The 12,023-nt window shown below is 60.3% G+C and carries 11 protein-coding genes; 7 read left to right on the top strand and 4 right to left on the bottom strand.

The window, feature by feature from the left end; genetic code table 11:
• Window positions 1–93: 93 nt before the first annotated feature.
• Complete coding sequence (locus AC07RZ_RS05145) at window positions 94–1,338, bottom strand: MFS transporter (protein ID WP_342828569.1); 1,245 nt, start codon at window positions 1,336–1,338, stop codon at window positions 94–96.
• A gap of 299 nt (window positions 1,339–1,637) precedes the next feature.
• On the opposite strand from AC07RZ_RS05145, the gene AC07RZ_RS05140 reads away from it, so the two are divergent.
• The 3 genes from AC07RZ_RS05140 (at window position 1,638) to AC07RZ_RS05130 (ending at window position 5,068) form a co-directional block, all read left to right on the top strand.
• Complete coding sequence (locus AC07RZ_RS05140) at window positions 1,638–2,234, top strand: TetR/AcrR family transcriptional regulator (protein WP_494667152.1); 597 nt, start codon at window positions 1,638–1,640, stop codon at window positions 2,232–2,234.
• Between the two features lie 142 nt (window positions 2,235–2,376).
• A complete protein-coding gene (locus AC07RZ_RS05135) occupies window positions 2,377–3,492 on the top strand; it encodes an alkene reductase (RefSeq protein ID WP_494667151.1) in 1,116 nt (371 codons plus the stop codon).
• A gap of 388 nt (window positions 3,493–3,880) precedes the next feature.
• Window positions 3,881–5,068 (top strand): acyl-CoA dehydrogenase, encoded by a 1,188-nt coding sequence (locus AC07RZ_RS05130; RefSeq protein ID WP_494667150.1) that lies wholly within the window; start codon window positions 3,881–3,883, stop codon window positions 5,066–5,068.
• Here AC07RZ_RS05130 and AC07RZ_RS05125 read toward each other — a convergent pair.
• Window positions 5,065–6,387, bottom strand: a complete 1,323-nt coding sequence (locus tag AC07RZ_RS05125; protein WP_494667149.1) for an Nramp family divalent metal transporter — start codon at window positions 6,385–6,387, stop codon at window positions 5,065–5,067. The genes AC07RZ_RS05130 and AC07RZ_RS05125 overlap by 4 nt on opposite strands.
• Window positions 6,388–6,510: 123 nt before the next feature.
• On the opposite strand from AC07RZ_RS05125, the gene AC07RZ_RS05120 reads away from it, so the two are divergent.
• The 4 genes from AC07RZ_RS05120 to AC07RZ_RS05105 all read left to right on the top strand — a co-directional run bounded on the left by AC07RZ_RS05120 (window position 6,511) and on the right by AC07RZ_RS05105 (window position 9,804).
• Complete coding sequence (locus AC07RZ_RS05120; RefSeq protein WP_494667148.1) at window positions 6,511–6,936, top strand: DUF4019 domain-containing protein; 426 nt, start codon at window positions 6,511–6,513, stop codon at window positions 6,934–6,936.
• 400 nt (window positions 6,937–7,336) lie between these two features.
• Window positions 7,337–8,239, top strand: a complete 903-nt coding sequence (locus AC07RZ_RS05115; RefSeq protein ID WP_092401313.1) for a LysR substrate-binding domain-containing protein — start codon at window positions 7,337–7,339, stop codon at window positions 8,237–8,239.
• 209 nt (window positions 8,240–8,448) lie between these two features.
• Entirely contained in the window at window positions 8,449–9,018 is a 570-nt protein-coding gene (locus AC07RZ_RS05110) for an AAA family ATPase (RefSeq protein ID WP_494667147.1), read from the top strand.
• 159 nt (window positions 9,019–9,177) lie between these two features.
• A complete protein-coding gene (locus AC07RZ_RS05105; protein ID WP_494667146.1) occupies window positions 9,178–9,804 on the top strand; it encodes a cupin domain-containing protein in 627 nt (208 codons plus the stop codon).
• 15 nt (window positions 9,805–9,819) lie between these two features.
• Here AC07RZ_RS05105 and AC07RZ_RS05100 read toward each other — a convergent pair whose 3' ends face one another.
• Window positions 9,820–11,334, bottom strand: a complete 1,515-nt coding sequence (locus AC07RZ_RS05100; RefSeq protein ID WP_494667145.1) for an ATP-binding protein — start codon at window positions 11,332–11,334, stop codon at window positions 9,820–9,822.
• A complete protein-coding gene (locus AC07RZ_RS05095) occupies window positions 11,312–12,022 on the bottom strand; it encodes a response regulator (RefSeq protein WP_092401325.1) in 711 nt (236 codons plus the stop codon). The genes AC07RZ_RS05100 and AC07RZ_RS05095 overlap by 23 nt, the downstream gene beginning before the upstream one ends.
• Window position 12,023 lies beyond the last annotated feature (1 nt).

The following is a 12,023-nucleotide window of genomic DNA, read 5'->3' as shown; positions in this document are numbered from 1 at the left end:
CTCCAGCCTGCCTCAGCCAAAGTCGAAATCGATGCGCTGAGGCAGGTTTTTTTTTTTGGGGGGGGGCCTCACCGTTCAGGCGCGGATCCGGCGTCAGTCGCGGATATCGCGCAAGGGCGAAGTCTTCAGCAAGCCGAAAGTCAGCAAGCTGCCGCCCGCCGCGATGGCAATCAGTCCGCTGCGCACGCCCAGGTGTTCGGCAATCCAGCCGGCCGACAAAGCGCCCAGCGGCGCCGCCGCCACCGTCATGAAACGCATGGTCGACACCATGCGGCCGTGGTAGGCATCCGGCGTCAGCTTCAGCCGCAACGCCAGGTAAGGCATGAAATACAGCATGGCGCTGCAATCGAAGATGAACACCACCACGCCATACGCCAGCGCACTCAGCAGCGGCGAACCAAACAGGTTGGCCGGAATCATCGCCAGCAGCAGCCATGCCGCGCCGGTGCCGCCGAGGCCGATCAGGATGGTGCGGCCGCTGCCGAACCTGCGCGACAAGGGCTTGAGCAGCATGGAGCTGACCAGCACTCCCAGCCCGCCCAAGGTTTGCGCCGCGCCCAGCACGCCTGGCGACATGCCGAGCTGATGGGTGGCGAACAGGATCTGCAAGGCCAGGTAGCCATTGAACAGCACTTGCCACAAGGCGGTGCCCCAGGCCAGCGCCCACAACACCTCGTGGTTCCAGACCATCTTGATGCCGTCCACCATCTCGCGGAAGGGATGGCGATCCGACGGCGCCGGATAGCTGTCGCGCTTGCGCAGGTAACGCAGGTTCCACCAGGAGCCAACGAAACCGAGGGCATCGACCAGCACCGCCACCGGCGCCGTCAGCAACTGCACCAGCATGCCGGCGATGCCGGGACCGACCAGCCGCGCCATCGAATCGGTTGCAGCGAATTTGCTTTGCGCATCCAACAGCTGCTCGCGCCCCACCAGCTGCGCCAGAAACACCTGGGAAGCGCTGCCGCCGATGACAAAGCCGATCCCCATCAGGAAACCTACCGCGTACAGCACATGCATGTTCAGCAAACCCAGCCAGTAGCTCAGCGGGATCACCGCCAGCACGACGCCGAACAGGAATTCCGACCACAGCAGCACCGGATATTTGCTGCGCCGGTCCAGCCAGACCCCGACCGGCAGCGAGAACAGCGCGAACGGCAAGGTCTGCAATGCGATCAGCGTGCCCATCTGGGCCGGGGTGGCTTGCAGCAGCAGCACCGCGGTGAGCGGAATCGCCAGGCTGCTGATCTGTTCGCCGAAGCTGGCCAGGACCGTGGTCAGCCAGAAGCGGCGGAAGTCGTGGTGGCGCAGCATCGGGTCGGCCGACAGCTTGCGCATGAAAAATAGACGGAATGCTGTAAAAATGATGGCAACTCTTTAAAAGCGGCAACACTGGGTAAGTAAGCGCGGTGCATATTGTTCCTGATGGGAACATTGAACAAATGATAGCAGTAATGCCGTCCGCTTTTATCCTTATGCGGAAATTAAATATGCCGTCCGTTCATAGGCGAAACGGATGCTGTGCGGGATTATTTTCCTGTTCTTTTACCGCTGCTTTCGATCATGTCAAAAATTATCAACAATGCATTTATTTTCAAAGCCAAGCAATTTGAGACGACTGGTCATATAATAGCGGAATGAATAAAGTCCACACCCTCAACGACACCCGCGCCACCCTGCTCGAAACCGGGCTCGGCCTGTTCGCGGAACAAGGCTACAACGGCACCGGCATCAAGGAAATCGTCGATGCCGCCGGCGTACCCAAAGGTTCGTTCTACAACTATTTCAAGAGCAAGGAAGACTTCGGCGCCGAGGTCATCTCTTTCTACGCCGACGGCTTCGCCGACAAATGGTCCGGCTATTTTGCCGAGGGGCCGGAACAGCCGCTGGCGGCGCTGCGCTATACCTACGAACGCATCATCGGCTACCACGAGCAGTGCGCCGTGAAAGCCGGCTGCCTGCTGGGTAATTTTGCCGCCGAAATGTCGGAGTCCAGCGAACTCTGCCGCCTTACCCTGCAGGAAGTGGTGGCCGGCTGGCGCAAGCGCTTCGCCAGCTATCTGCGCAAGGCCCAGGCCGATGGTTCGGTGCGCACCGACCTGAGCGCGGAACAACTCACCGATTTTTTCTGGAACGCCTGGGAAGGCGCCATGCTGCGCATGAAAATCGAACGTTCGACGGCGCCGGTGCGCGCCTGCGTGAACCTGATGTTCGATCATTTTTTCCTGCCGTAACGCCACAGAAGGAATTGCAGCGATTTTTTTAAGCGAATCCAAGACGACCGGTCATTTATCAACCTGTATTGCAGTTTGTTTTTTTCAGCAGCAAGTCAAACCACCAATCGCCTGACAGCGATTTATTCACGAAGGAATGTACATGAGCCGCACCCCGGAAACCCGTACCGAAGACAGCCTGTTCCAGCCAGCCCGCATCGGCGACATCGAAGTATCCAACCGCATCGTGATGGCGCCGCTGACCCGCAACCGCGCCGGCGAAGGCAATGTGCCGAACGAGCTGAACCTGAAATACTACGCCCAGCGCGCAGGCGCCGGCCTGATCGTCACCGAAGCGACCCAGGTGTCGGCCCAGGCCCAGGGTTACGCCAACACGCCTGGCTTGCATACGCCGGAACAGGTCGCCGCCTGGAAAAAAATCACCGACGCCGTGCATGAGAAAGGCGGCCGCATCGTGGTGCAGATCTGGCATACCGGCCGCATGTCGCATGTCTCCTTCCAGCCCGGCCGCAAGGCGCCGGTAGCGCCGTCGGCGATCCGCGCCGAGGCCAAGACCTTTGTGGTCGGCGAAGGTTTTGTCGATACTTCGGTGCCGCGCGAACTGACGCTGGAAGAGATCCCAGGCGTGGTGGACGACTTCCGCCAGACCGCAAGGCGCGCGATGGATGCCGGTTTCGACGGCATTGAAATCCACGGCGCGCACGGCTACCTGCTCGACAGCTTCCTGCGCGACGGCGCCAACCACCGCACCGACATCTACGGCGGCAGCATCGAAAACCGCAGCCGCCTGCTGCTGGAAGTGGTGGCAGCAACCACTGCCGAAATCGGCGGCGGCCGGGTCGGCGTGCGCCTCTCGCCGGTATCGCCGGTCAACGATTCCAGCGAAAGCCAGCCGCAGCCGCTGTTCAATTACCTGGTCGAACAGCTCAACCAGTTCGGCCTGGCCTACCTGCATGTAGTCGAAGGCCACACCGGCGGTCCGCGCGACAACGCACCATTCGACTACGAAGCACTGCACCAGCGCTTCGACGGCGCCTGGCTGGTGAACAACGGCTACGACCGCATGATGGCGCGCCAAGCCATCGCCAGCGGCCACGCCGACCTGGTTGCCTTCGGCCGCGCCTTCATCACCAACCCAGACCTGGTGCATCGCCTGCAGCACAACCTGCCGCTGAACGTACCGTTCGAAGACGCACCGCTGTACGGCGGCGTAGGCGAACACGGCTACACCGACTACCCGGCGCTGACCGAAGCATAAGCAAAGCAACGTCTTCTCCAATCCCGCTTGCGCACTGGAAAATTCTGGCGAGCGGGATTTTTTTCGTCCTGAAATCACACCAATTAATTAGGGTCAGAGTCGAATTATTCGGCTTGCGGCCGCTGGGCAGTAAACGTTTTTGGTAACTACAAACGAATGCCAGCGCACGTACTCCGTGGTCCGTTAAATGGGGTCAGAGTAATTTTCGCAAAAGACGCGAAAAAAAAACTCTGACCCCATTTAACTGCGCAACCGGAACTTGAACCGTTGCTGTGGAAGGCATCAAGTAATATGGCAGGAACTTTAGTACGATAGCGGCAATGCAAATTGCAAAGCCGATACCCGCCAGACAGGCAGGTCGCACACAACGGATCCTTGGAGAATACACATGCCCTCACCACACGCCAGCTTCCATTGGGACGACCCGCTCCTGCTAGAGCAGCAGCTCAGCGGCGAAGAACGCCTGGTGCGCGACAGCGCAGCCGCCTACGCCCGCGACAAGCTGGCGCCGCGCGTGCTGATGTCATTCCGCAACGAGCAGACCGACGCCGGCATTTTCCGCGAAATGGGCGCGCTCGGCCTGCTCGGCGCAACCCTTCCCGAAGAATACGGCGGCGCCGGCCTGAACTACGTCAGCTACGGCCTGATCGCCCGCGAAATCGAACGCGTCGACTCCGGCTACCGCTCCATGATGAGCGTGCAAAGCTCCCTCGTGATGCTGCCGATTTTCGAATTCGGCAGCGAAGCCACCAGGCAAAAATACCTGCCGCGGCTAGCCAGCGGCGAACTGATCGGCTGCTTCGGCCTGACCGAACCGGACCACGGCTCCGATCCCGGCAGCATGGCCACGCGCGCACGCAAGGTCGACGGCGGCTACCAGCTTACCGGCAACAAGATGTGGATCACCAACAGCCCGATCGCCGACGTATTTGTGGTCTGGGCCAAGGACGACGAAGGCGCGATCCGCGGTTTCGTCCTTGAAAAAGGCTGGAAGGGATTATCGACGCCGGTGATCCATGGCAAGGTCGGCTTGCGCACCTCGGTCACCGGCGAGATCGTGATGGACCAGGTATTCTGCCCCGAAGAAAACGCCTTCCCCGGAGTGCGCGGCTTGAAAGGCCCGTTTACCTGCCTCAACTCGGCTCGCTTCGGCATCGCCTGGGGCGCGCTCGGCGCCGCCGAATTCTGCTGGCATGCGGCGCGCCAGTACACCATGGACCGCAAGCAGTTCGGCCGGCCGCTGGCCGCCAACCAGCTGGTGCAGGTGAAGCTGGTGAACATGCAAACCGAGATCACCATGGCGCTGCAGGGTTGCCTGCGGCTGGGCCGCATGAAAGACGAAGGCAGCGCCTCGGTGGAAATCACCTCCATCATGAAGCGCAACTCCTGCGGCAAGGCGCTGGACATCGCTCGCGTTGCGCGCGACATGTTGGGCGGCAACGGCATTTCCGACGAATTCGGCGTGATCCGCCACCTGGTCAACCTGGAAGTGGTGAATACCTACGAAGGAACGCATGACGTGCACGCGCTGATCCTGGGGCGGGCGCAGACCGGCATCCCGGCATTCGCCAACTAGCCGAGGCCGAATACCTGCAGCACCAGCCAGATATTCGCGCCTGAAATCAGCACGAACAGCAGCCACGACACGCTGGCCGTCAGCCACGAATTGGCGAACACGCCCATCACGTCGCGCCGGCTGGTGAGGCGGATCAGCGGATACATGGCGAACGGCAGCTGCAGGCTCAGCACCACCTGGCTGAGCACCAGCAAGCGCCCCACCGAGTGCTCGCCCCAGGCCAGCACGCCGACCAGGGCTGGCGCCAGCGCCAGGCCGCGCGTCAGCAGGCGCCGCTGCCAGCACGGGATCTTGAGGTTGAGGAAACCCTCCATGATGACCTGGCCGGCGATCGTCCCGGTAAATGTCGAACTCTGTCCCGAGGCCAGCAGCGCCAGGCCGAACAGGATGCCGGCCGCGGCGCTGCCGGTGATCGGGTCGAGCAGGCGGTACGCCTGGTCGATATCGATCACCGCCGTATTTCCGGTGGCATGGAATGCGCTCGCCGCCAGCACCAGGATGGCGCCGTTGACCAGCAGCGCCAGCAGCAGCGAGACGATGGTATCGAGCCGCGACAGCTGTATCGCCTGCCCGCGGCTGCGGTCATTCCTTTCCACCACCCGCGTTTGCACTATCGATGAATGCAGGTAGAGGTTGTGCGGCATCACGGTAGCGCCGAGGATGCCGATCGCCAGGTACAGCGGCTCCCGGCTCGACAGCGCGCTCAAGGATGGCAGCATGCCGGCGGCTACCGCATGCCAGTCCGGCTTGAGGAACACCAGTTCGACAAACAGGCAGGCCGCGATGGTCAACACCAGGCCGAGGATGATCGCCTCGATCTGGCGGAACCCTTTACCTTTCAATCCCAGCACCAGCAGCGTATCGAACGCGGTCAGCAACACGCCGACCGGCAGCGAGACGCCGAGCAGCAGCTTGAACGCCAGCGCGCATCCCAGCACCTCCGCCAGGTCGCAGGCAACGATGGAAATCTCCGCGAAAAACCACATGCCCTTGCTGACGCGCGGACTGTAGTTCTCGCGCGAATGCACTGCCAGGTCCTTGCCGGTAGCGATACCGAGGCGCATGCTGAGGCATTGCAGGACAATTGCCGCCAGGCTGGACAGCAGCACCACGAACAGCAGCTGGTAGCCGAACTGCGATCCGGCCTGGATCGAAGTGGCCCAGTTGCCGGGATCCATGTAGCCGACCGAGACCAGCAAGCCGGGCCCTACGAACCTGAGGATTTTTTTCCAGAACGGGCCGCTGCTCGGGACGGCAACGGTGCCGGCAACTTCGGAAGGACAAAATGGGGCGGTGGCGGTGGTCGGCAAACGATACATGGAGGCATCCTGATAGTGTTGCCCCAATTCTATAGTGTCACGGGCATTGCGCATGCCTGCTCCAACCCCTATGATTTGAACGTACTTTCCAATATGGCAGCAATTCATCTTGAGACTAGGAAAATGAAAACCATACTGACGCTGGTCACCGTTGCGCTGCTGAGCGCTGCTACGCCCTCCTTTGCTGCAGACCCGCAAGCCGAACTCATCCAGCAAGCCGAAACCGCGGCCAAAGCCTGGATGGCGCTGACCGATGCCGGCAAGTACGGTGAAAGCTGGGAGCGCGCAGGCACATTCTTCAAGACCGGCATCGCAAAAAACACCTGGGAAACCGGAGTCCGCTCATTGCGGGCGCCGCTTGGCCCGGTAAAGGCGCGCGAGCTGAAAAGCACGGAATATGCAACCACCCTGCCCGGCGCACCCGACGGCGAATATGTCGTGATCCAGTACGAGACGCAGTTCGAAAACAAAAAATCGGCGACCGAAACCGTTACGCCCATGCGCGAAAAAGACGGCAGCTGGAAAGTCTCGGGCTATTTCATCCGCTGACGGCAGCAAGGGAAAGACAGTGCGGGGATGGGAACGGAAGGAAGCAGGAAGCTGATCGGCAGAACCGCGGTCTTGGCGGACTCGCTTGGCCCCAGGATCCGAAAGCCACCTCGTGAGGGCCTCGAAATCTCTTAAAACAGGGCGCCTTGTGGGCAGATCTGGAACATAACCAGAAATCGTTTCAGGCAACCGGCAGAACAGGTCTGCCCGCGCGTTCATTGAATGTCGTTCAATGTAGAATCCGGTGTGGATTATTGCTTATTGCCGACCATGCCAATAACAACATCTCCAATGCAGACAGTGTCACAAGAATGGAATATCATGTCCACTCACAAATTTGTATGCGCCATAGCAGTTTGTTATAGAGCGTTACAATCACATTCTGCATTGGCATAAGATCATGATCCGTTTCAGACAAATCGAGGCTTTCCGCTCACTGATGATTTCCGGCACCAGCGTCTCTGCTGCACGCCGCCTGCACGTCACCCAGCCGGCGATCAGCCGCCTGATTGCCGATCTAGAGGCCGACCTCGGTTTTCGCCTGTTCAACCGAGCCAAGGGTCGCCTGGAGCCAACCAATGCCGGCGTGCGCTTTTACAAAGCGGTGGAAGAAAATTTCCTGGGACTGGAGCGGCTGATGCAGGTGGCGGGCAATATCCGCCATGAAGCGCCGGAAGGCCTGACCATCGCCTGCCTGCCGGTGCTGTCCACCACCCTGCTGCCGGAAGTGCTGCAGCGTTTCTTCAAGCAGCATCCCGATGTCTCGGTCAAGATCGACAGCTGCACCGTGCCCGAGATCCTGGTCGGCCTGCAGGACCTCAAGGTCGACATGGCGCTGAGCCTGGCGTTTCCGCCGTTTGCCGGCATCGAGGTCGAACCGCTCATGGAAGCCAGCGTGCTGTGTGCGATGCTGGCCAGCCACCCCCTGGCGCAAAAGGAAGTCATCCTGCCGGAAGACCTGGACGGCGAAAACGTGATCGGCTGGATGCCCAACAGCGCGCAATCCTACGACCGTGAATTGTCGACGCTGAAATCGGCCGCGATCCGCCCCAATTACACCATCCAGACGCATACCTCGCACACCCGCTACGCCATGGTCGCCAACGGCTTCGGCGTGGCCATCGTGGAACCGTTCGCAGCGAAGATCTGGCTCCCCCATGGCGTCGTCACGCGGCCGTTCAAGGCTGACATCAACTACAAATACGTGCTCGCCTACCCGAGCGGCGGCATCCGTTCGGAACTCGCCCACGACCTGCGCGAAGCCGCTGTCCATGTCGCGAAAAACTATAACTTCGGCCTGTAGCAGAAAGCCGCATTGCCATCCGCATAATCGACATCGCGGGGGCAGTTTTTTCCCTACACGGTAGCGCCCTCTTTCCGCTTGGGCGCCCGCTTCCACCCTATTCGGCTGGAAGCGGACATGCCAAACTTGCTTTACACACCCAACCCAACTTGATGAGGCCGGCGGCCTGGCAGCAGCGCCGGCGATCTATAACACCAGCCGGAGTCACCATGACCGTAGATCCTAAACAATTGATCGTTATAACCGGAGGCCCCGGATCGGGGAAAAGCACGTTGATTGATAGCCTGGCACGGGCCGGCTATGCGCGCTCGATCGAAGCAGGCAGAGGTGTCATACAAGACCAGGTGGCAATTGGCGGACATGCGTTGCCGTGGCAGGATACAACGTCATTTGCTGAGTTAATGCTGTGCTGGGAAATGCGTTCATACCACCTTGCGGCAAATATGGCCGGGCCGGTTTTCTTCGACCGCGGCGTGCCGGATGTGGCTGGGTATTTACAGCTGCTGGGGCTAGAGATACCCGCGCACGTGGAAAAAGCAGCATTAGCTTTTCGCTACCATCCGCAAGTATTCATTGCGCCGCCATGGCCTGAAATCTTCTCTCAAGACAAGGAGCGAAAGCAGACATTTGAAGAAGCAGTGCGTACATATGATTCCATGGTCGCCATTTATGCAAAGTATGGCTATGAACTGATCGAGCTGCCGCGAACGCCAGTCGAAGAAAGGTTGCGCTTCATCTTGTCCAGGCTGCAATCTGGAGCGTTCGGATCGGCACAATGAATTTTTTTGAATGCCGGCAATGCGTCATGGTGAATGCATCCGGCCGCTTGAAGGCGTTAAATCCATAATCCCCTGCAAAAATCAATTCTAAATATGTGCTAGCCTAGCTGCTCTCCATATCGCAAAAGACCATGACTTCGGCCTATAAGAGGAACCAGAATGTACTCGCCTGAAAGACTGATTGAAAATTTAAGCGTTTACATCGAGGAATTGAATGACCTGGTTGCGGCAGGAACCGCCGCCGCAGAAAAAAAACGCTTGCTTATAGAAAAATCGAATATAGAGGCATACGCAGGAAAACTCGAAACGCTTCCTGCACACCAGCGCCTGACTGCAAAACATATTGAACAGGGACTCGCGCTGGAGCCCCACCCCGAGGGCGGCTTCTATCGCGAATTCATCCGCACCGGCGCCAGCACCGTGATTTTCTACCTGCTGCCCGAGCAAGCCATTTCCAGCTGGCACAGTCTGCAAGACACCAAAGAGAGATTCAAGCTGATCTCGGGAGATGCTTTGCGCATCCCGAAAATAGATGCCCGCGGACTCTGGAAATCGGAAGAAGACGTCACGTACGGAAATGATGTCGTCATAGAAAAGAACGACGGCTTCGGCGACTGGTTCGGCGCCTACCCGGCTGGAGAATACGGACTTGTCACCTGCGAATGCAAAGGTCCGTTCGAGTTCGCGAAATTCAAGATTGCCGGGCCGGAAGACCTGGCGGCATTCCGCGGCAAGAATCCCGGGCACAGGCAAACCATCGACAGGCTTGCGCCGAAAAACGGCTGACGCCCCAGAAAATTGCTAATCCGCAGGCAGGACGATGGTAGCCACCAGGCCGCCGTCGGCATGATTGCGCAACTGCAGCTCGCCGCCATGCGCCTGTACGATATTGCGCGCGATGCCCAGGCCGAGCCCCATGCCGCCGGCATTCTGGTCGCGCCCGTGCTCCAGCCGGGTGTACGGCTCGAACAGGCTGTGCAAGGCTTCTTCCGGCACGCCGGGACCATGGTCGCGGATCTGGATCTGGATATTGTTGCCGGATTCATTGATCAGGCCGGCAACCGAGATTTCCACCTTCTCGCCATAGTGCAGCGCGTTGTCGAACAGGTTGCCGATGGCGCGCTTGAGCGCCAGCGGCTTGGCCATCACCGTCAGGCCCGATTCGGCAAACGCGACTTCGTGCCCCGCCATGCGGGCGTCTCGTATCATGCGCAAGATCAGCGCATCGAGCTTTACCTCGGTGCGGTTTTCATGGATATCGCTATCCTTGACCGATTGCAAGGCGCCCTTGACCATCATGTCGAGCTCATCCAGGTCTTCATGGAATTCGCTGCGCAGATGTTCATCGTCCAGCAGTTCGGTGCGCAGTTTCAGGCGCGTGATCGGGGTGCGCAAATCGTGCGAGATCGAGACGAACAGGCGTTCGCGATCGTCCAGGTAGCGCTTGATGCGCTCGCGCATGGACCTGAAGGCGCGCGCGGTCTTGATGAATTCGCGGCTGCCGGTTTCCGGCAATTCAGGCGCGGCCTCGCCTTTGCCGAATGCTTCGGCGGCGTCCGACAGCGCCGCCAGCGGCCTGGTGGTCCAGCGCACCACCAGGATCGACAGCAGCAGCACGGTGGCCAGCGACAAACCCTGCAACAGCAAACGCTCCGGCGACAGCGGGTTATCGCTATCGAGGAAATAAGGATTCGGCATAAGCGCAGCCAGGTACAGCCAGTTGCCGGGCTCCAGTTCGGTCTGGATCACCAGCACCGGCGCCGGATTCGGCTTGATCAGCAGCGTGTGCTGGACCCAGCTGTCCGGCAGGTCCGCCACCTGCAAGCCTTGCGGCGACACCACCAGGTCGTCGGGCCAGGCAAACGCCAGGCGGAAACCCGGCAGGAACGGCAAGTCGGTTTTCATGGTGGCGCCGATCTCGGCCAGCGCCATGTTGGCCAGGGTGTTGTCGGCAATCTTGTGGATCGTCACCGGGCCGTCGTTGGTGTTCACGAAAAAACGGGTGCCGCCCATTTCGCGCAGTTGCTGGATCAGGATCGGCCGGTAATTCGCCGGCAGGCTCATGAAGAAACGGATCGCGCTGGCCGCGGTGTGCGCCAGGTGCTGCGCCGCGGTCCTGGTTTCGATTTCCGCCTTGCTGCGCAGCTGTGCCGACCAGATCAGGCCGCCCGCCAGCTGCGTCACCAGCACGCCGAACACCATCACCACCGAAAGGCGGCCCAGCAGCGTATGCGGCAGCAGCCAGGACAGCAGCTGGTTATACCAGGCCGACCAGCTACGCTTGGGCGCCGCCTCAGATCTGCGCAGCGGCCACATCGGCGGAGAACACGTAGCCGGCGCCGCGCACGGTCTTGATCAGGTGCGGATCTTTGCCGCCGTCGTTCAGGCGCAGGCGCAGCTTGCTGATCTGCACATCCAGCGACCGGTCCAGCGGGCCGACGTCGCGGCCGCGGGTTTCCTCGCACAGGACACCGCGGTCGAGCACGTCGCCCGGGTGTTCGACAAAATATTTCAGCAACTGGTAATCGAGTCCGGTCAGCGCCACCAGCTGGCCGTCAGGATCGCTCAGGGTGCGTTCCACCGTATCGAGCGTGAAGCCGACAAAGCGGTAGTAGCGCGGAGCCACCGCGCTGTCTATGCCGGTGCGGCGATGGATGGCCTTGATCCGCGCCAGCAGTTCGCGCGGGCTGTAGGGCTTGGCGATATAGTCGTCGGCCCCCAGCTCCAGGCCGACCACGCGGTCGGTCTCGTCGGAGCTGGCGGTGAGCATGATGATGGGAACGTTGGACTTGCGGCGGACAGTCTTGCACAAGGCGAAGCCGTCGGTATCCGGCAGCATCACGTCCAGGATCACCAGCGACAGTTCCTCCGCGTAGCGCTGGAACTCGGCCAGGAACGCCTCGCCGTTATGCGCCAGGCGCACTTCGTACTGGTTCTTTTCCAGGTAGGCTTTCAGCAGCGTCCTGGTTTTCTGGTCATCGTCAACGATCAATATCTTACGCATT

The sequence above is a fragment of the Collimonas sp. GW821-FHT07E08 genome, assembly GCF_059418905.1.
Note: the sequence above shows the minus strand (reverse complement) of the source record. Positions and strands in the feature narration are given on the sequence as shown.